Below are 20,143 nucleotides of genomic sequence, written 5' to 3'. Positions count from 1 at the left end.
GGTGTTATATCTTTCCACGAAAGTGATGTTTGTTGTAGGAGGCGTGCTCTGGTAGGCTCCCCCCAAAAAAAGCGCCTCTTAATCATATTAAGGTAAGCGTAGACTGCTCACACCTTAAATCGCTTCGGTTACCTGAGAGTCATTGAGATTGATATTCCAAGGCAGCAGACTTTCAATATCTGTGGTCTTGGTATTGTTGATCCGTTTTAGCACGGCTGTCAGGTAGGCCTTTGGGTCGATACCGTTGAGCTTCGCTGTGCCCATGATGCTATAAAGCGCAGCACCATAATGCCCTCCATCCTCAGAACCGGCGAATAGGTGATTCTTCCGCCCCAGCGCTAGTGGGCGGATAGCCCGCTCAGCGGCGTTGTTGTCTATTTCTATACGGCCATCATCAAGGTACCGCGTCAGGCTATCCCATTGTTTGCGAGCATAGTTGATCGCTCGTCCCAAAGCCGAGCCTTTAGAGCATTGTCGAAGGGTCTGATCTAACCAGGTATACAGATCATCCATCAAAGGTTTGGCATTTTTCTGCCTATCATATTGCCGTTCATCCGGCGGCTTACCCTTGATCTGTTTTTCAACCTGATACAACGCGTTTATTCGTTCAACGGCTTCCAGCGCAACAGGGCTTTTTGTCGATTCAGCAAGCTCGAAGAACTTTCTGCGGACATGAGCCCAGCAACCCGCTCGCGTGATGCCGGACTGAACGGCAAGGTTATAACCCGCATAAGCATCAGTCTGGATGATCCCGCGATAACCCTTCAAGTGAGCGGCAGGTTCTTTTCCTGACCGGGTGGTACTGTACTGGAACCAAACAGCAGGCGCTGCATCGCCTCCCCAGGGACGATCATCTCGTACGTAGTTCCAGTAGCGCCCCGTTAGGGTTTTGTTATTTCCGGGCTTGAGCGTTGGTGCCGTTGTATCATCCGCATGGAGTTTGTGTGCTGACATCACATGCGTGCGGATGGCCTGCACCAAGGGCTCTAACAGCGCACCGGCACGGCCAACCCAACCCGCTAACGTCGAACGATCCAGTTCGATATCTGAACGCTTGAAGCGTCCTTCCTGACGATAGAGTGGCAAGTGATCTGCGTATTTATCAACGATGACCTGAGCGATCAGTGCAGCCGAGGCGATCCCTTTATCAATGACGCGTTCTTGCGCAGGTGCTTGAGCGATCTGATCGCAAGCACTACAGCCATACTTAGGGCGAACCTGTTGCAGAACCACATACTGTTCCGGCACCACGTGCAGCATCTCAGAGAGGTCTTCCCCGATTAGTTTCATCTTCCCTCCACAGTCAGGACAGTGACAGCTTGCGGGTTCATGGCGGTGCTCTTCACGCGGGAGTGATTCGCTAAAGCGTTTACGGCCGCGCGAGGTGGAAGATGACCGCGCAGACACTGTGGAGTTTGGAGATATCTGAGCGATCGCTGTTTCGGTATCTTCGATCAGAAAATCAAGCTGATCAGTACTATCCGTGCGTTCACTGGAACGGCCAAAACGGTTCCGAAGCAGCGCAGCAAGACGTAGCTCAAGATGCTCATTTCGGGTCCGCTCCACCGTCAGATTCTGCTGCATAGAAAGCACTATCTGCTTGAGCAGTTCAGGATCATTGGGCAGGGAATCCGCGGTCATTTTCATGAGGTATATTTTATCAGAACCCCCTCTGAAATCCCCGTATTTATTAGGTTTTCAAGCAGACAAATGTGGTCGATTAGTACGTTTTGGAGCTCTCCAGTCTATCCCTTCGAGCAGCATAGAGAGCTGCGCAGTCGATAGGTGAATAACACCATTTTTCGCCTGAGGCCAAACGAATCGGCCCTGTTCAAGACGCTTATAAAACAGGCAGAGTCCTTGACCGTCCCACCAGAGCACTTTGATCCGGTCACCACGCCTTCCTCGGAACACAAAGAGCTGCCCTGAAAAGGGATCTTTATCAATCTGATATTGGACAACACCAGCAAGACCATCAAAGCCTTTGCGCATATCCGTATGTCCGGCGATCAGCCAAACACGTGTACCTGAAGGTAACCCCATCATACCAGTGCCCTCAAGATCTGACCGAGCTGAGTATCCGTCGGATTACTCAAATTGAGCTGATGGCCTGAGTTAAACCGGATACTCATAACTGACATAGAGGGCCGTGTCGACTCTGGTGTCTGCGCACATGGTTGGTGATTTGGCACGTGCTGATCAGTTGAATCATCAACAATAATCATAGGTATCATGGGCGAGTTTGCTTTCTTCACCCAGCGAGCCTCGTTCCGAAACTCTCTAATCCAGTTCGACAACATATTTGCGTTGATGTCATATTCACGCGCAATAGCCGCCTTAGACTCAGGGCCAGTAATCGCTTCATGAACTATCTTGAGTTTCAGTTCGGGGGGATATCGACGTCGTGGCGGTAGTGTGGATTTATGCATGTTACGTTCCCATCTATTTTTAAATGGGAACTTCGCATCTCACTTATTTTCAAGCAACGTGTGAGCAGTCGACGCTTACATATTAAGAGACGCTGAATGCCCAATGTCAAAAGACGGGCGGAGATGAAAAAAACGATGTACTAGAACATCGTGGTGGGCAGCAGCAAGGACAATATAGGGAACGCAATGAGCGCAATAAGGACCATGATATCCATGACCAAGAAGCGCAATACACCCATAAAGATGTCATACACCTTCACTGCCGGGGTGGTGACACTGGCGATCACAAACACGTTAAGTCCCACAGGCGGTGTTATCAAACTGATTTCGAGCAGTTTAATCACGACAACACCAAACCAAACGAGATCCAGTCCATAACCTTCTACCATTGGGATTAAGAACGGTAGCGTCAGTACTAAAATACCCAGTGGATCGAGGAACATACCTAACAGCAGATAGACACCGGCGATCATGACTAGCAACAACCACAGTGACACATCGGCAGACTCTACAATATCCACCAGCGCAGGAGCCATGCCGGTTAAGGCAACAAAGCCGACAAAGATTTTAGCACCCGCGGCGATAAAAAAGATCGAGGTAGTCTGGGTACAGGTTTCTTTTACCGATTGAACGAACTGTTTCCAATTCAGTTTCTTTTGTAAAACACCCACCAGCACGGCGACAAAAGCACTGATCGCGGCGGCTTCTGTTGCGGTAAAGATGCCGCCGTAAATTCCGCCAATGATAATCCCAAACAAAGTCAGAGCGGGCCAACATTTTATAGCCGCTTTACGACGATCACCCTTGACGAGTTGCACATCTGGAATAGGCGCCGCTTCAGGGTTACGTTTAACCCAAATATAGATAACCACCAAAAAGCCAGCCAGAGAAAGTAATCCTGGAATAACACCGGCCAAGAAGAGACGGTTAATCGACATTTCGGTAAAGATACCGTAGATAATGAAAAGCACACTTGGCGGAATCAATGAACCTAGGGTTCCGCCAACCGCAACTGTCGAGGTCGCCAAACGTTGATCGTAACCCGCCCGCAGCATCTCAGGGCAACAAATTTTACCCATTGCGGATGCACAAGCAATACTCGAACCGGTGATCGCAGAAAAACCACCACAACCAAATACCGACGCCATGGCGACACCACCAGGGACTTTCATCAGCCAAATGCGAGCCGCATGATAAATATCGGTTGTCATTCCGGTGTGATAAGCCACATGCCCTAATAAGACAAACAATGGAATCATACTCAGATCATAGGAGTGCACCAGATCAAAGGTATTAGCAAACACCATTGATAGGGTTGGTGCTATGGCGCGTTCGACTTCAAAGCCGCCGGAGCGTGTAGCAAAAATAATAAAAACAAAAGCAGTTGAAACGCCTGCAAGTGTGAAGGCGATAGGAATCCGAATCGCCAGCATGACTAGCGCACAACCGAATCCGATAAGACCTAACGTTAATGGATCCATGAATCAGCTCTCTTCAATGGTGTCGTGAACAGCATCGGTGCGTTTCACTAGATAATCGGCATCGGCTCGGATCGCCGCACGAAGGTCTGCGATACACACGATACTCAAGCGCAGAACAAACAACAGTGCGCCGAGGAAAAAGATAAATCGGCCCGGCCATTTTGGTAAATCCAAATCACCCCAAAAATAGCTGCCCGCTTCTACGGCATGTGCAAACTCGTTCCACCCGGCTACCGCCATCGGCAGTAAAATAACAAGACTTAAGGTAGAGCCAATAGCCAGAGTCCAAAGCTTTACACGCTCATTCATCCAGTTAAAAAGAAAATCAATCGTGATGTGACTATAGTTAGCGGTCACATAGGCTAGGGGCAAAAAGATAGCACCGACCATTAACTCACTAACCAGGGTCACATCGTCGGAAACGCCTGCGCCAGAAAACGTCCGCAAGATAACCGTGGTGGTTATCAATAAACCGAGGGCAACAATACACGCCCCAGCAATGGCCAATGCGCCTAGTTCTAATTTTTTAAGCATCACAGTTACCTCTACTATCCAAATAGCTATGAACCTGACGACCAACAGTATTCCGCCTGAATACCATCATTGGTTAACAAGAACCATCCCTAGTTCTCCCAAAAAAACTCAAGGAATTAATACCTTAGCGAGCCCAAGGATAGCCCTTTTCATTTAGCTCTTGAGTGTATTTTTCCAGCAAACCTCTATAACGGCTAACCATAGCATCACCATCTAAACCGCTTTGCGTCGCACGCTTAGCCCACTCAACGATATAAGGTTCGCCTACTTTAGATAGCTTTTCTGTATCTTCAGCAGACAGGGTGTAAAATTTAAGACCGGCATCTTTTAATGATTTCTCACCGGTAATTTCACCTTCCAAAGCACTTTTAGAAATGTGATCGACATAGTCGGCAGCAACCGCATCAAGTACCTGTTTCTGCTTTGCGCTTAGACGCTCGTAAGAGTTTGTATTGATGAACATACCCAGACCCGCGAACAGTCCCCAGTTTACTTTGGTCACGTTGCTGCTGACTTCATAATGCTTGAGGGCAGCGGAAGGCGCCAAATAGCTTTGAGTACAGTCAATCAGTCCAGTATCCAGCCCTTGGTAAGCTTTGTAGATACTCATATTGACGAGGTTTGCACCTAAATCACCAAAACCTTTACCGTAAGCGGAGATACCACGAATGTTCTTATCTTTAATATCATCCAGCGTGCGGATAGGGTCGCCTTTACATACCACAACAACCTTACCGGCACTGTGCGGAGCAACATAAGCGAGGTTCTGCGCAGCCAACTGGGCTTTAATGGCAGGATCTTGCATATGCTCATTCAATGCCCGTGTGCCAACCCAAGCGTCTTGGTTAACAAAAGGCATATCACCGATGCTGTAAGAGACAAGCTCTCTTGGAAAGTAACCCTGAATAATAGTACCCATATCAGCAACGCCGGTGGCCACTGATTGACGCGCCGCTTTAGCCTTAAAAAGTGCACCGCCCCATTGGATATTAATTTTTAGATCGCCACCCGAGCGCAACTCAACTTGGTCTGCAAACCACTGAGTATCCACAGCCCGCTGGCCACGGTTTGGACCTGGTTCGCCAAAGGTCAATACGGTAGAGGCGAATACTGGCACAGCGGTTAAACTCACTGCCGTCATCGTGCTGACAAGTGCCATCTTTTTTATTAGATTCATTCTCAATTCCTTACGGTTCGGTCTAAGCTTTGCTTGTTTTGATTATTTTCGCTGTGCGAAACGTAGTACCAATTTACACTATTAAAAGCAAAAATCAAGGCTATCGTATTCATTTATACAATCGTCTTTAATCGCTTTACGCCTAAGGTCTATACAATATTATTTTTGGGTTAAAAATCTTGATCATAGCGGTAATTACGGCATAAACAGGGGCAATAACGGCTTTCACTTCCGCTCGCGCTCATGATCATCTCTCCCTTTACAGGCACAGATAGAGCACGTATTAAGAGAAAATGACAAAAACACATGATTTTACTTAGCGGAATTTAGTTCTGATTTTTAGCATGACGTAATTATTAATTCAGTATCGATCTAACGGCGTCCTTATTCTGTAGTCCCATGCGCTATATGCATGCGCGTGACTCAGTCAGCGCAGCAGGGTGCTGATGATAAGCACCCTGCTGGTCATAGCGTTATCTAGCCTCAGTGACTGACTAATTGCGTGATAAAGGGCAACGGTGCCAGCGCTTCTTGCAGTCGCTGCCGTACCCCTTCAAGATCTACATGATGCAGCAACACCAGCACTCGCTGATCCTGCTCGATCTCAATCTTCGGTCTCATCGTTAGCCCATGCTCTAGACACATCACTTCAACCATGTCACGAACCACGGCTTCCGCCGCTAGCGCCCGTAAACGGGGTTTGTAAATTTTGCCAACATTGGTCATCGGCATTGCATCAAGCACTACCAATTTTTTCGGTCTCGCCGGTGGCTCATCAACCCCCGCAGCAGTGAATGCTAACAACTCCTCTTCAGTCGCACTGGCCCCTTCAATCAGTGTGACGAAAACCACCGGCAGCTCACCCGCATACGCATCAGGCGCACCGACGGCGGCAGCAAACTGAACGGCAGGATGAGCAGACACCACATCTTCAATCTCTTTCGGATCAATGTTATGGCCACTGCGAATGATTAAATCTTTAGAGCGGCCACTCAAATGTAGTCGGCCTTGATCATCGAGCCAGCCCAGATCTCCGGTCGCCAACCAACCATCATCGGTAAACGCGTGACCGGTCGACTGTGTATCAAGAAAACCAGAGAATAGATTAGGTGATTTAAATAACACCATACCTTGCTCACCCAACGGCATATCGTTGTCACTTGCACCACCTTCGCTATCCAGAGCCACGATACGTAACTGTGCATAGGGCAGTCTAAATCCAACACAACCAGTCGGCGCCACAACGCCGGGAGGAGTAATTGCCGAAATACCCGCCATCTCGGTCATCCCCAAGCTCTCGTGGGCATGCAGACCAAATAACCGCTCGAAGCGTTCGGTTAACTCAGGAGAAAGTGGCGCCGCACCGGTACGACAGTATTTGAGCGATGAGATATCAGCCCCATCGAGTGGCACATTAGCCAGCCCCGCTAGCACCGTTGGCACGGCAGATAAAACCGTGACTCGATAGGCTTCCACCAGGCGCCAAAAATCAGTGATCACATCACGGTTACGATACAGCGCTGTGGTTGGAATAATCGTTTCCATGCCACATGCAAGCGCTGTTAGCGCACCGGGTAAAACACCCGCAACATGAAACAACGGAAAACCATTGATAACGATATCTTGCGATGTACTACCCTGAAACTTAACACTGGCCCAGGCGGTAAAAACCTGCGCGCCATGTGAATGGCGTGCAAGCTTAGGCGCACCGGTTGTACCACCGGTATGAAAATACGCGGCAATTTCATCTGCTTCAATAATACGCCCGCTGACAAGATGATCAGTGGGTTGTTCAGCACGAGCAGCGGTAAAATCAATCACATTGTTGGGTAGATCAGACGGCAACGCGGCTTCATCATACGGGGCAACACGTAGCACATGGGTCAATGTGGGCACTTGGTTGCATATACGCATCGCTTTCGACCAAATACCACTGTCATCATCATTACCATAGGCAATCAACACCTTGGCACGCCCCGCATTCATCAACGAAATCAACTTTTCTTCGTTTAACAGCGGATTCAGAGGCTGCACAATCCCGGCCGCTTCACCGCCCCACAATGCGAGGTGATACTCTAAACAGCCCGGTAACATCACAGCCACCGCATCATCCGGTTTGACCCCAAGCTCATGCAGAAGGTTGGCCGTCTGGTTAATACCCGCTAATAATTCGTTGTATGTCCAACGAATAGGCTCCTCAGATAGGTTGGTGGTGCGCAGGAAAGTGAGTGCATTCCGCTCCCCAAACGCGTGCGCCGAATTTCGCATAATTTCATAGGTGCTGCGCACGGGCAATGCCTGCTCCAGCGGAATCTGTTCCAGTTGCTCAATATCGGCCAAACATTTGATCGGAAACGAAGGGGTAAAAGGTTTGTTTATTGTTGTAGTCTGTTTCTGCATTTTACTTCTCTCCAGTAGGTACAATTAAAAGGTGCCTACATGTTGGGATAATTTGGGCCGCCGGCGCCTTCGGGTGTCACCCAGGTAATATTCTGAGATGGGTCTTTGATATCACAGGTCTTACAATGAACACAGTTTTGCGAGTTTATCTGAAACGCTTTGTTGTGCTGCTCATCCTCGACTATTTCATACACACCTGCCGGACAGAAACGCTGTGCAGGCTCATCAAATAACACGAGGTTATGTGCCAACGGAATCGTGGCATCCTGAAGTTTAAGGTGACAGGGTTGATCTTCTGCATGATGGGTATTCGACAAAAAGACAGAAGACAATTTATCGAAGCTAAACACACCATCAGGCTTTGGGTAGTCGATTTTGTGGCATTCTGACGCGGGCTTCAGCTGCGCAAAATCAGGTTTAAGGTCATGCAAGGTAAAGGGTAACTTACCTTTGAAACAGTTTTGATCCAAATAGTTAAACACACCGCCAAAGACCATACCAAACTTATGCATCGCAGGGCCAAAATTACGTGAGCACTGCAGCTCTTCATTTAGCCAGCTACGCTTAAAGTCTTCACCGAATTGGGTCAAATCCTTGCCGCCCGCATCGCCACTCGCAAGGACACCTATTAATGTATCGGCAGCGATCATACCGCTCTTCATGGCCGTATGACTTCCTTTAATTTTGGCAAAATTCAAAGTGCCCGCGTCGCAGCCGATTAGTAGGCCACCAGCGAAGCTCATTTTCGGTAAAGAATTAAGGCCACCCTTAGCAATGGCACGAGCGCCATAGGACACCCGCTTTCCACCGTCTAAATATTGCTTGAATACCGACTGGTGCTTCATCCGCTGCATTTCATCGAACGGGCTAAGATAAGGGTTCTCATAACTAAGATCGGTGATTAACCCCAGCACGACTTGATTATTCTCGGCGTGGTATAAGAATGATCCACCCGCCGCATTTTTACCTAAAGGCCAACCGGCCCCATGAATAACCAGACCGGGCTTATGCTTTGCCGGGTCGATATCCCACAGTTCCTTAATACCTAGGCCATAGTGCTGAGGATCGCTATCACTATCAAGATTAAATCGGCTGATTAACTCTTTGCCTAAATGACCACGGCAACCTTCAGCAAACAGAGTGTATTTGGCATGTAGTTCCATACCCGGCATATAGCTATCTTTTGGTTGTCCATTTTCATCGACCCCCATATCACCGGTAGCAATCCCTTTGACTGCGCCATCTTCACAATAAAGAATTTCAGCGGCGGCGAAACCGGGGAAAATCTCAACCCCTAATGATTCAGCTTTTTCGGCCAGCCAACGCGTCAGATTGCCCAAACTAATAACGTAGTTACCTTCATTGTGCATCGTGCTTGGCACCATGCAATTAGGTATCTTGATGGCTTTCTGCTCATCTTTAAACAGGTAAATTTCATCGGCACTAACTTTCTCGCCTAATGCCAGCCCCTGCTCTTCCCAATCAGGAAAGAGTTCGTTAAGTGCACGAGGCTCAAACACCGCACCCGATAATATATGCGCGCCAACCTCTGAACCTTTCTCTACGACACAGACCATTAATTCCTGACCATTGACTTGAGCCTGCTGCATCAATCGACAAGCAGCAGAGAGCCCGGCGGGGCCTGCTCCAACAATGACAACATCAAATTCCATCGCTTCGCGTTGCACGATAGCCTCCAAATAATTATTTAGATCGTTACTGCCGTTAAAGCGTGCAATGACATCGCGACCCTCACGCTATAAGGGCAACACACCATTCATGACTCAACGTCTTTTATAAAAAGGCCCTAAGTAAAACTTAAGGCGAAGCCAGCACCGTTGAAAAGGTGCTGGTCTACCAGGGAAAACGCTATGAGATCATACAACTCAGAGGCTGTTCGCTAATTCAGGCACTGCATCAAACAGGTCATCGACCAAGCCAAAGTCGGCCACTTGAAAGATAGGTGCTTCTTCATCTTTATTAATAGCAACAATGACTTTAGAGTCTTTCATACCCGCTAAATGCTGGATCGCACCTGAAATACCGACAGCAATATAAAGATCCGGGGCAACAATTTTACCCGTCTGCCCTACTTGCATATCGTTGGGTGCATAACCGGCATCCACTGCGGCACGAGAGGCGCCTACCGCAGCACCCAGCTTATCCGCGACCTGCTCTAATAGGCTGAAGTTGCTACTATTACCCATGCCTCGACCACCCGAAATAATGACCTTGGCACTGGTCAGTCCAGGTCGATCCGATTGCGCCAGCTCCTCTTTAACAAAAGAAGACAAGCCTGCATCCGTAACCTTATCCAGCGATTTAATCGTTGCACTACCATCACACGCAGCGGCATCAAACCCCGTTGCCCGCACCGTAATCACCTTAACCTTATCCGTAGATTGCACGGTCGCGATGGCATTACCCGCATAGATAGGCCGCTTAAACGTATCGGCACTGACAACCGCTGTGATCTCAGAGATCTGCGATACATCTAAGGTCGCTGCAACCCTCGGCATAAAGTTCTTACCATTGGTGGTCGCTGGTGCTAGCACATGACTGTAATCTGCCGCCAACTCAGTCACTAACAGACTGATATTTTCCGCTAACTGATGAGCGTAGACCGCATGATCTGCGACCAGTACGCGGTTCACACCGCTAATCTTGGCGGCTTGTTCTGCAACTGCGTTGCAGTTCTCACCCGCAATTAATAAATCAACGTTGCCACCAATCTGGACAGCGGCGGTCACCGTGTTAAGGGTTTCATCCTTTAAGGACCCATTATCGTGTTCAGCAATAACCAGAATGCTCATATCAGATAACCTTTGCTTCATTTTTTAGCTTTTCAACCAACTCACTCACACTACCGACGAGCACGCCGGCACTTCGCTCTTGTGGGGATTCAACGAGTAAGGTTTTAAGTCCCGATATGACATTAACGCCGAAGTCAGCTGGCGTTTTAACATCCAGAGGCTTGCGTTTAGCTTTCATGATATTGGGCAAAGACGCATAGCGAGGTTCATTTAACCGCAGATCCGTGGTGATAATCGCGGGCAAATTCAGCGACAGTGTTTGTAGACCGCCATCGATTTCGCGCGTCACTTCAACGCAGTTTTCACCCACATTGATCTCTGAGGCAAAGGTTCCTTGAGACATGCCGGCCAGCGCCCCGAGCATTTGCCCTGTCTGATTATTATCGGCATCGATCGACTGCTTGCCTAAAATAACTAAATCTGGCTGCTCAACCTCGACCACCTTGGCTAACAACTTAGCAATGGCCAGAGACTCTAACGGCTCATCGGTTTCCACTAAAATACCGCGATCAGCCCCTAAAGCCATCGCCGTGCGAATTTGCTCCTGAGCCACCTTCGGCCCAATAGAAACGACGATTACCTCATCAGCAACCCCCTTCTCTTTCAGGCGAACGGCTTCCTCTACCGCTATTTCACAGAAGGGGTTCATCGCCATTTTTACATTGGCAAGATCAACACCGGATTGATCACTTTTAACGCGGACCTTGATGTTGTAATCAATCACTCGCTTAACGGCCACTAATACTTTCATAGCTCTACCTTACTATTATCGGTTGGCAACTCAGCCGGCAGCGGCTTTATTAATTAATGATTGCAAATGGTAATCACGCGACCCCAACTGATTATTAATACAGGTTAGACGCTTGAAAAAGTGCCCTACATCTAGCTCATCAGTAATGCCCATACCACCGTGAAGCTGCACCGCTTGCTGGCCAACTAAACGTCCGGCACTGCCAATCTTAACTTTCAACATCGATGCCACGCGGCTCGCTTCTGGACCACCTTTAGCCACTTCCATCGCGGCAAAATACACCATCGACTTCGCTTGCTCGGTTTCCATAAACATATCGGCTAAACGGTGCTGCAATACCTGAAAACGACTGATCGGCTGGTCAAACTGCTGCCGAGTCTTGATATATTCAGACGTCGCAGCTAGCAGTTTCTCCATGATGCCGACCGCTTCTGCGCCTAATGCGACAATCGCTTCGTTCAGTACCAACTCAATGGCTGGCGCTGCCGAATCGGCCTGGCCCAAAATAGATGACGCGGATACGGTTACATCAGTCAGACCAACATCAGCGGCACGAAGCCCATCATTCGTGGCATATCCACGCAACTGCACGCCGGCTGACTTAGGGTCGATCAAAAATAGAGTGATGCCTTCAGCGTCACCCATGACACCCGAGGTACGGGCTGGCACTAATAAGTAATCTGCTGATTCAGCACCGAGCACCACCGCTTTATGGCCATTTAGTACATACTGGTCACCCTGCTTCTCAGCACGAGTTTTCGTTTGAGACACATCAAAAGAGGCTTGAGCCTCACTATGGGCCAAGGCCAGTTTCAGTTCGCCGGCAACAACCTGCTCAAGTAGTTCCAGTTTCTGAGCATCGCTCGCTTGCTTCTGAATCAGGTTCGCGCCTAGCAAAACGGTCGCGTAATAAGGTTCGACCAACAGGCCCTTACCAAACTCTTGTTGCAACACCATCGTGTCGACCAAGTCACCATCCAAACCGCCATAGGCTTCTTTGATCGGTAGCGCTAACCATCCGAGTTCAGCAAATAACTTCCAGTTATCCTCACTGTATCCCGCTGAACTGTTAGATAACCCCCGACGGGTTTCAAAGTCATAGTCATTTTGAATAAATTTTGCTGCGCTATCCTGCATCATTTGCTGAATATCGTTCAGTGAAAAATCCATCACTATTCTCCTATAGCCCTAGCACTTGCTTGGCGATGATGTTCTTCTGAATTTCATTAGTTCCGCCGTAGATACTGACTTTACGATCGTTGTAATAAGTCGGTGCGGCTTTAGCGGCAAACAGTGGTCCGATTGACTCGCCATCGAAGCCTTCAGTGTACTGTTCAGGGACAAATGGCAAGGCGTAAATACCGGCGATTTCAAGTACCAGTTCATCCAACATCTGGATCATTTCTGAGCCTTTGATCTTCAAAATTGACGACTCAGGCCCCGGTGCTTTACCCGTTGAAACAGACGATAATACCCGCAGCTCGGTATACTCTAGCGCCTTAAGTTCAACTTCGGTCTCGAGTAACCGAGCCATAAAGACAGCATTAGATTTGAGGTCTTCACCCCTTGCCGCTGCTTCATCAATCATTTTCTTAATCGAATTAAGTCGTGCTTTAGACTCGGCAACACGGGCAATACCTGTCCGTTCATGGGTCAGCAGAACCTTGGCATAGGTCCAACCCTTACCTTCTTCACCAATTAAGTTATTGGCAGGCACACGTACATCATCAAAATGCACTTCATTGACTTCATGGGTGCCATCGATAGTGATGATCGGCGTCACACTTACACCAGGCGTCTTCATATCAATCAGGAGAAAACTAATGCCTTGTTGCTTGCGGCCACTATCGTCAGTACGAACCAAGCAGAAAATCCAGTCAGCATGCTGACCTAATGTTGTCCATGTTTTAGTACCACTAACAACGTAGCTATCACCATCACGAACAGCTTTAGTCTTCACTGAAGCCAGATCGGAGCCAGCATTCGGCTCAGAATACCCCTGACACCACCAAACATTGGTCGCCAGAATATCAGGTAAAAATCGCGCCTTTTGCTCTTCAGAACCATAGGTGTAGATAACCGGTGCCACCATCGCCAAACCAAACGGAATAATGCGAGGTGATTTTGCTTCGGCGGCTTCCGTTGCAAAAATATACTTCTGCGTCGCTGACCAACCCGTACCACCGTGCTCTACTGGCCAGTTGATACCCGCCCAGCCTTGATCATATAAAGCTTTCTGCCAAACGATATGATCGTTTTTGGTGAGGTAGATACCCTTTTCCTGCTTATCCTTTACCGCAGCAGGAAACTTATGTTTAAAAAATTCCCGCACCTCTTCACGAAAGGCGAGTTCTTCGTTTGTAAAATCTACATTCATCTCTTCACTCCAGCCTAGAAATAGCTTAATTGCAAAATATAGTACCAATATAAATCACAACATACAATGAATTATGACTTTTATTTTCGCATAGCGAAACTGTAGTTCACGATAAATAAGTGTATTTAATCTCTTAAAGCAGCCCAGATAATCACGAAAGCAACCGTGAAAATGGCTCAATTAGGGCAATAATAGGGAGGTAATCAACGCAGGTGGGGCTAATCATGAATACAGTGACGGACAGAACGGCAGTGATATAGACAATAGAGAGAGGTAAAGCAGGCAGTAACGAATATGTAACATACAGCGCTATCGATGATGACTAGCGAGGGCTAATCGATCTCGCCCCCAGATGCTCAACGCAAGCAAGCTGGCCAGTTACCTTAATGATCGAACCCAATAAGCAGAAAATGGGCTACTAGCCGAGAGGCTCAGCAGCCGTAGAGGCATGCTTGGCCTGCCGCTTCGTGTTAGCACTCAACGGCCTAGACCAAAGATGTCACAACCTATCATTTCTTCAGTTTAGCACTCAGCTTTTGACGCACGGCGATAGATTCATCGGACTGCAGCATCTGATTGAACAACATAAACTCTTCTGTCATTCGCTCTTTCAGCACCTGATGCTGACCCTGCTTGAGTAACCGCTTGGTAGTCGATAGCGCCTCAACAGGCTGTTGCGCCAGTTGCACAGCTTTATCAAAGCCGAATGCCTTGATATCTTGATCCGCCACAATGCGTGTCACGAAACCGGCATCAAGTGCCGTTTGAGAGGTGAAAAAGTCGCCTAACATCAATAACTCTGCCGCTAAACGATGTCCTGCCAATGCGGGCACCATTAAACTGGAGCCCGCTTCAGGACAGACACCCAGCGCAACAAACGGTAAGCGAAAGCGAGTCTCGGGAGCGGCATAAACCAAATCACAATGAAGTAAAATGGTCGCACCAATACCCACCGCCAAACCTGCAACAGCGGCCACAACCGGTTTACTGAAATCATGTATGACTTCTAACATGACCGCTGCCGGAGAGGGTTTACTTGGATCTCGATCATTAAAATCAGCGAGATCATTACCCGCCGTGAAGGCATCCGCCGTACCGTACAATAAAACAGACTTAATTTGCGGGTCCTGTTCGGCTATTAAAAATGCCGAACGAATCGCATCATACATCGCACGATTAAGCGCGTTTTTCTTGTCCGGTCGATTAAGACCGATCTGCATGACACCCTGTTCGCATGTAACATCAATAAATTCTGAATTAGACATTGTTTTTCACTCAACTGAAAAAACTTAAGCTGGCTCTCACCTGCCTCTCACTTACAACTTAGAGACAGAACTCATTCGCTGTAATGCTTCATTAGCCTGACTCTCGAGGGTGGCAATAATATCGGCCATCGGCTCAATCTGTTTGACAAACGCAAGTGCGTGCCCAGCAGACAACACACCACGGCTACAGTCACCGGTCACATAAGCTTCGCGGCCTATTTTTCCAGAAATGAGCGGCAGTAAGTCTTGAATAGTGACGTGCTCTAATTCAGCTTCTTTTGCTTGTACTAGTGCAGTTGTATCATTCTTAAGCGCGCGAACCGTGTTACGAATACTCGACATAATCAGGGTCGTATCTGACTCCGACGCGTTGATCAAATGACGCTTAAAGTCATCATGTGCCCAAATTTCCTCGGCAACCAGCAGCTTCTGTGCCCATCACAACCCCTGAAGCCCCCATCATCATCGCCGCAGCGATTTGTGAGCCATGACCGACGCCGCCGCCAATCAGGTAGGGAATCTCAAGCTTCTCTAAAGCCATCGCCGAATTAACGAAACTGCCTATCATTTCCATCCCAGGATGCCCACCACACTCAGCACCAACGATCGAAACAGCATCGACACCGATAGCCTGCGCTTTGAGCGCATACTTAACCGCCGGCACTTTATGTAACACCTTCACCCCTGCCGCTTTTAGCATCGGCAAATAAGCTTCAGGATTGCGTCCCGATGTCTCTACAACTTTAATGCCTTCATCAATGATGATTTGAAAAACCTCTTCGGTTTTTTCACCCGGCACCAGCTTAGGCAGCATCGAAACATTAACACCAAAAGGAGCATCACCGCACAGTTCACGACACTTTCGAATCTCCGCGCGCAGATCATCTTCCTCAGGAAACATGGCCGCCACGATAAATCCAAGAATTCCAGCGTTAGCCGCCGCAGCCACATACTCTGCGTTGGCCAGCCACATTAAACCACCAGCAACGATCGGCAACCGAGTGCCAAAAAGTGCTTTAAAATCTCGGCCGGATTCGACACTAGACATTATCTTTCTCCCCATCCAAAAGCAGGGTTTAAGCTGCCCGGCCGCTAAGCCGAGACAGACCCTACTGATACAAACAATTATTATTTTGGTGTTATCAATGCTGTTCTGAAGCCCACTGAGAGAGAGTTTTACCCTCTTTCACCAACGTCTCAAGCAATGCTGAGGGAGCCCAATTCTGCTCACCGTGCAACTCACGATATTCGCAAAGAGTTTTATAAACAGTCTCTAAGCCAACGGTATCGGCAAAGAACATAGGTCCACCTCGATACACAGGGAAGCCATAGCCAAAGGCAAACACAACATCAATATCACTAGGCCGCTGCGCGACGCCTTCCTCTAGGATCTTGAACCCTTCATTGATCATGGCGAAGATTAAGCGGTTAACGACTTCCTCATCAGTTACATCGCGACGAGTGATGCCTTGCTTTTGCGCTTCCTCCTCAATCACTTGTAAAACTTCAGGGTCCGAACTGCGCGCACGGGTCACTGGGTCATACAGATAGTAGCCTGCCCCAACTTTCTGGCCGACACGTCCCATCTCTGCCAGCCTATCGGCAATACAGTAACTCTTAGGGTCGCCCTTCTCTTCATCGGTTAACGCCTGACGCGCCTTATAACCGATATCGATACCGGCCAAATCGCCGACTGACAAAGGCCCCATCGCCATGCCCCAATTCGTCATCACCTGGTCTATTTTTTCGGGCGTCGAACCTTCAATCAGACACAGCTGCGCTTCTCGCAAATACTGGCGATACATTCGGTTGCCGATAAAGCCATAACAGACACGGGATAACACAGGTACTTTTTTGATTTTTTGGGCTACAGCCATCGATGTCGCTAGCACGTCATCATTGGTTTTCTCACCTCGCACAATCTCCAGCAGCTTCATCACGTTTGCAGGGCTAAAGAAGTGCAAACCAATAACATCTTCAGGGCGCGAAGTTGCTGCGGCGATTTCATCCACGTTCTGGTAAGACGTATTGGACGCTAAAATAGCCCCCGGCTTACAGACCGAATCAAGCTTAGCGAAAACCTCTTTCTTGATTTCAATGTTTTCAAACACAGCTTCAATAACCATATCCACATCGGTTAAATCATCATAAGAGGTGGAACCGGTGACCAAACTCTGTCGCTTAGTAGACTCGGCTTCAGACAACCGACCTTTCTTGACGGTCGCTGCGTAGTTCTTACTAATGATATCCATGCCACGCTGTAGCGCTTCATCATTAATCTCTATCAAGGTTACCGGAATGCCAACATTGACAAAGTTCATGGCGATCCCGCCACCCATCGTGCCACCGCCGATAATACCAACAGATTTAATCTCTCGAATTGGCATATCCTTAGCTAAGCCTTTCACTTTAGCGGACTGCCTCTCAGCAAAGAACAGGTGCCGCATAGAAGCTGACTGAGATGAATCTCTTAGTTCAAGGAACGCTTCTCTTTCGCGTTGTAGACCCTCATCAAAGGGCAGACTCACCGCGGCTTCAACGCAGGAAACAATATGCTGAGGCGCCATTTGGCCACGGGCACGCTTAGATAAATTCGCCCGGTATTGGTCAAAAAGCCCTTCACTCACGGTGGACGGATCAATGACGATATCACGTACACGCTTCAACTCAGCATTCACGGCTAATAGCGTGTTAGCATAGTCGAGTGCGCCGGCTAATAAATCACCCTCAACCACTTTATCGATCAATCCTAAACCTTCAGCCTTAGCCGCAGAAATAGGGTTACCAGACAGCATGAGATCCAGCGCCGCTTGAGGACCAATCAGACGCGGAATACGTTGTGTACCACCCGCGCCCGGGAGTAAACCAAGCTTTACTTCTGGCAAACCAATCTTCGCCGAAGACAAGGCACAACGATAATGACAAGTTAGGGCTGTTTCAAAACCACCACCGAGTGCCGTTCCATGAATAGCCGCGACGATCGGTTTTGTCGAATTCTCAATGGTGCTCAATAATTCAGGCAGCGACGGCGCGATTGGGGGCTTACCAAACTCGGTAATATCCGCCCCAGCAATAAAGGTGCGACCCGCGCAGATAAGCACCAATGCTTTAGATGCATCACTCTGTGCCGCTTCAACAGCCCCCTTAACCCCTTCGCGCATCGGCTGCGACAGGGCATTAACCGGTGGGTAATTGATAGTGATAACACCGATATCACCATGAAGTTCATATTCAACAACTGACATACAAGTAATCCTCACTCGTGACTCGAATTAAACACGCTCAATAACAACAGCAATACCCTGACCAATACCTATACACATGGTCGCGAGGGCGTAACGGCCACCGGTACGTTCAAGTTGACGTAATGCTGTTAATACAATTCGCGCCCCACTAGCACCCAATGGATGACCGATGGCGATAGCGCCACCATTTTGGTTAACACGAGAATCATTGAAATCTACTTCAAGCAATTTCATGCAACCCAACGCCTGAACAGCAAACGCCTCGTTAAATTCCAAGACATCCATATCCGCTAACGTTAGACCTGCGCGAGCCAGCGCTTTTTGTGAAGCGGGGACAGGACCCAACCCCATAACACGGGGGTCAACACCGGCGATGGCACCGGCTAAAATACGTCCACGAGGCTTAATACCCGCTTTTTCGCCGACGCTTTCATTACCAATAAGCAGCGCTGAAGCACCATCATTGATACCCGAGGCATTACCAGCCGTCACCACACCACCTTCAAACAGTGGGCGTAGTTTTTGCAGTACATCCATATCAGTGCTCGGGCGAGGATGTTCATCCGCATCAACAACTAACGCTGGCTTTTTACGGCCTTGAGGAACATCAACAGGAATAATCTCATCGGTGAAATAGCCGGCTGTGCGAGCAGCTTCATACTTGACCTGCGAAACAGCCGCAAACTGATCACTCTCTTCACGAGAGATACCTAAATCGGCAGCAATGTTATCTGCAGTCTCAGGCATTGAGTGGCCACCAAACTGACTGATAATGCGAGGATTCGTAAAGCGAGCCCCCATTGTGGTGTCGGCCAATACTTGACCACGATCAAATGCACTCGCTGACTTTGATAAAACCAATGGCGCACGGCTCATCGATTCAACACCACAGGCAACAAACAACTCACCTTCGCCACAGCGTACCCCACGGGCAGCATCTAAGGTCGCAGCTAGGCTAGAGCCGCATAAGCGGTTCACCGTCAAACCACCGGTTTCAATCGGCAAGCCAGCCAGCAAGCCAGCAAAACGGGCAATATTACGGCTATCTTCACCCGCTTGGTTGGTGCTACCTGCGATCACATCTTCATAAAGACCAAAATCGAAATCGTTGCGATCAACCAACGTCTTAATCACCTGAGCCAGCAAATCATCCGGACGCAAAGGTGAAAGTACACCACCATAACGACCAAATGCGCTACGACCACCATCATAAATAAAAGCACCAGACATATTAAACTCCAAAAATAACTTTAAGTTTTGCTCTGCGAAATATACTTTCACTTTAATATTTTTTAATATCACTTGCAACCCGAGTTTGAAATTTATGATTAGGTGTCTTAAAACGTTGAAGAGCTGTAAAGAGGATTATGAAAAAAAGGTAGCTAGAATCGCCCGTGAAATCAGCGAAAACAGTGACAGCCAGAAATAGAAAAGTGATTCATTAACGATGCAAGCCGCTGCCTCTACCGCAACAAATAGGCAAAGAACTCTTATGAAAGACGAAACCTTACACACCTGAAAGAGGTCTAGTCCTAGACGCTAGGATCAAAAACCCCGCCCTGATAAAAAACGTTGTGAGGCTATCTAAAGTTGACCACTACCACGGACTAATCCGCAAAGTAGGTGCCATTAGCCAACGCTCATAGGGAGAAAAGAGCACCGCAACCCCAC

At 48.4% G+C, this 20,143-nt stretch carries 17 protein-coding genes; all 17 read right to left on the bottom strand.

Annotated features, from left to right (window positions below; genetic code table 11):
- Positions 1-114: 114 nt before the first annotated feature.
- Entirely contained in the window at positions 115-1,647 is a 1,533-nt protein-coding gene (gene tnpC / locus AC0L4K_RS05790; protein WP_473268553.1) for an IS66 family transposase, read from the bottom strand.
- 51 nt (positions 1,648-1,698) lie between these two features.
- Entirely contained in the window at positions 1,699-2,046 is a 348-nt protein-coding gene (gene tnpB / locus AC0L4K_RS05785; RefSeq protein WP_473266752.1) for an IS66 family insertion sequence element accessory protein TnpB, read from the bottom strand.
- Positions 2,043-2,429 carry an IS66-like element accessory protein TnpA gene (gene tnpA, locus AC0L4K_RS05780; protein WP_473268552.1) on the bottom strand — a complete coding sequence of 129 codons (387 nt, stop codon included), beginning with the start codon at positions 2,427-2,429 and terminating at the stop codon, positions 2,043-2,045. The genes tnpB and tnpA overlap by 4 nt, the downstream gene beginning before the upstream one ends.
- Positions 2,430-2,569: 140 nt before the next feature.
- Complete coding sequence (locus AC0L4K_RS05775) at positions 2,570-3,910, bottom strand: TRAP transporter large permease (protein ID WP_417228209.1); 1,341 nt, start codon at positions 3,908-3,910, stop codon at positions 2,570-2,572.
- 3 nt (positions 3,911-3,913) lie between these two features.
- Positions 3,914-4,444: a TRAP transporter small permease gene (locus AC0L4K_RS05770; protein ID WP_417228208.1), complete on the bottom strand. Its 531-nt coding sequence runs from the start codon at positions 4,442-4,444 to the stop codon at positions 3,914-3,916.
- 124 nt (positions 4,445-4,568) lie between these two features.
- Entirely contained in the window at positions 4,569-5,621 is a 1,053-nt protein-coding gene (locus AC0L4K_RS05765; RefSeq protein ID WP_473268551.1) for a C4-dicarboxylate TRAP transporter substrate-binding protein, read from the bottom strand.
- 483 nt (positions 5,622-6,104) lie between these two features.
- Positions 6,105-7,910 carry an acyl-CoA synthetase gene (locus AC0L4K_RS05760; protein ID WP_417228206.1) on the bottom strand — a complete coding sequence of 602 codons (1,806 nt, stop codon included), beginning with the start codon at positions 7,908-7,910 and terminating at the stop codon, positions 6,105-6,107.
- A gap of 146 nt (positions 7,911-8,056) precedes the next feature.
- Entirely contained in the window at positions 8,057-9,694 is a 1,638-nt protein-coding gene (locus AC0L4K_RS05755) for an electron transfer flavoprotein-ubiquinone oxidoreductase (RefSeq protein WP_473269211.1), read from the bottom strand.
- Positions 9,695-9,907: 213 nt separating this feature from the next.
- Complete coding sequence (locus tag AC0L4K_RS05750) at positions 9,908-10,834, bottom strand: electron transfer flavoprotein subunit alpha/FixB family protein (RefSeq protein WP_417228205.1); 927 nt, start codon at positions 10,832-10,834, stop codon at positions 9,908-9,910.
- A gap of 1 nt (position 10,835) precedes the next feature.
- The gene (locus tag AC0L4K_RS05745; protein ID WP_417228204.1) at positions 10,836-11,585 is read right to left on the bottom strand and encodes an electron transfer flavoprotein subunit beta/FixA family protein; all 750 of its coding nucleotides are present in this window, start codon (positions 11,583-11,585) and stop codon (positions 10,836-10,838) included.
- A 30-nt stretch (positions 11,586-11,615) separates the two neighbouring features.
- Positions 11,616-12,755 (bottom strand): acyl-CoA dehydrogenase family protein, encoded by a 1,140-nt coding sequence (locus tag AC0L4K_RS05740; RefSeq protein WP_473268550.1) that lies wholly within the window; start codon positions 12,753-12,755, stop codon positions 11,616-11,618.
- A 10-nt stretch (positions 12,756-12,765) separates the two neighbouring features.
- Entirely contained in the window at positions 12,766-13,962 is a 1,197-nt protein-coding gene (locus AC0L4K_RS05735; protein WP_473268548.1) for an acyl-CoA dehydrogenase family protein, read from the bottom strand.
- Positions 13,963-14,471: 509 nt separating this feature from the next.
- The gene (locus AC0L4K_RS05730; RefSeq protein ID WP_473268547.1) at positions 14,472-15,227 is read right to left on the bottom strand and encodes an enoyl-CoA hydratase-related protein; all 756 of its coding nucleotides are present in this window, start codon (positions 15,225-15,227) and stop codon (positions 14,472-14,474) included.
- Positions 15,228-15,278: 51 nt separating this feature from the next.
- On the bottom strand, positions 15,279-15,569 hold the full coding sequence (locus AC0L4K_RS05725; protein ID WP_473268546.1) for a hypothetical protein: 291 nt from the start codon (positions 15,567-15,569) through the stop codon (positions 15,279-15,281).
- 52 nt (positions 15,570-15,621) lie between these two features.
- Entirely contained in the window at positions 15,622-16,275 is a 654-nt protein-coding gene (locus AC0L4K_RS05720) for an NAD(P)H-dependent flavin oxidoreductase (protein ID WP_473268545.1), read from the bottom strand.
- Positions 16,276-16,369: 94 nt separating this feature from the next.
- Positions 16,370-18,472, bottom strand: coding sequence for a 3-hydroxyacyl-CoA dehydrogenase NAD-binding domain-containing protein (locus tag AC0L4K_RS05715; protein WP_417228199.1), 2,103 nt, complete (start codon positions 18,470-18,472; stop codon positions 16,370-16,372).
- Positions 18,473-18,499: 27 nt separating this feature from the next.
- Positions 18,500-19,702, bottom strand: coding sequence for a 3-oxoadipyl-CoA thiolase (locus AC0L4K_RS05710; RefSeq protein ID WP_473268544.1), 1,203 nt, complete (start codon positions 19,700-19,702; stop codon positions 18,500-18,502).
- Positions 19,703-20,143 lie beyond the last annotated feature (441 nt).

The sequence above is a fragment of the Amphritea sp. GJ51-11 genome (assembly GCF_055808735.1).
Note: the sequence above shows the minus strand (reverse complement) of the source record. Positions and strands in the feature narration are given on the sequence as shown.

Coding starts and splice junctions, on each gene's coding strand:
- AC0L4K_RS05775 (WP_417228209.1), bottom strand. CDS start 3,910: ATGGATCCATTAACGTTAGGTCTTATCGGATTCGGTTGTGCGCTAGTC.
- AC0L4K_RS05765 (WP_473268551.1), bottom strand. CDS start 5,621: ATGAATCTAATAAAAAAGATGGCACTTGTCAGCACGATGACGGCAGTG.
- tnpC (WP_473268553.1), bottom strand. CDS start 1,647: ATGAAAATGACCGCGGATTCCCTGCCCAATGATCCTGAACTGCTCAAG.
- AC0L4K_RS05720 (WP_473268545.1), bottom strand. CDS start 16,275: ATGTCTAGTGTCGAATCCGGCCGAGATTTTAAAGCACTTTTTGGCACT.
- AC0L4K_RS05710 (WP_473268544.1), bottom strand. CDS start 19,702: ATGTCTGGTGCTTTTATTTATGATGGTGGTCGTAGCGCATTTGGTCGT.
- AC0L4K_RS05770 (WP_417228208.1), bottom strand. CDS start 4,444: ATGCTTAAAAAATTAGAACTAGGCGCATTGGCCATTGCTGGGGCGTGT.
- AC0L4K_RS05750 (WP_417228205.1), bottom strand. CDS start 10,834: ATGAGCATTCTGGTTATTGCTGAACACGATAATGGGTCCTTAAAGGAT.
- tnpA (WP_473268552.1), bottom strand. CDS start 2,429: ATGCATAAATCCACACTACCGCCACGACGTCGATATCCCCCCGAACTG.
- AC0L4K_RS05715 (WP_417228199.1), bottom strand. CDS start 18,472: ATGTCAGTTGTTGAATATGAACTTCATGGTGATATCGGTGTTATCACT.
- AC0L4K_RS05730 (WP_473268547.1), bottom strand. CDS start 15,227: ATGTCTAATTCAGAATTTATTGATGTTACATGCGAACAGGGTGTCATG.
- AC0L4K_RS05735 (WP_473268548.1), bottom strand. CDS start 13,962: ATGAATGTAGATTTTACAAACGAAGAACTCGCCTTTCGTGAAGAGGTG.
- AC0L4K_RS05740 (WP_473268550.1), bottom strand. CDS start 12,755: ATGGATTTTTCACTGAACGATATTCAGCAAATGATGCAGGATAGCGCA.
- AC0L4K_RS05725 (WP_473268546.1), bottom strand. CDS start 15,569: ATGTCGAGTATTCGTAACACGGTTCGCGCGCTTAAGAATGATACAACT.
- AC0L4K_RS05755 (WP_473269211.1), bottom strand. CDS start 9,694: ATGGAATTTGATGTTGTCATTGTTGGAGCAGGCCCCGCCGGGCTCTCT.
- AC0L4K_RS05745 (WP_417228204.1), bottom strand. CDS start 11,585: ATGAAAGTATTAGTGGCCGTTAAGCGAGTGATTGATTACAACATCAAG.
- tnpB (WP_473266752.1), bottom strand. CDS start 2,046: ATGATGGGGTTACCTTCAGGTACACGTGTTTGGCTGATCGCCGGACAT.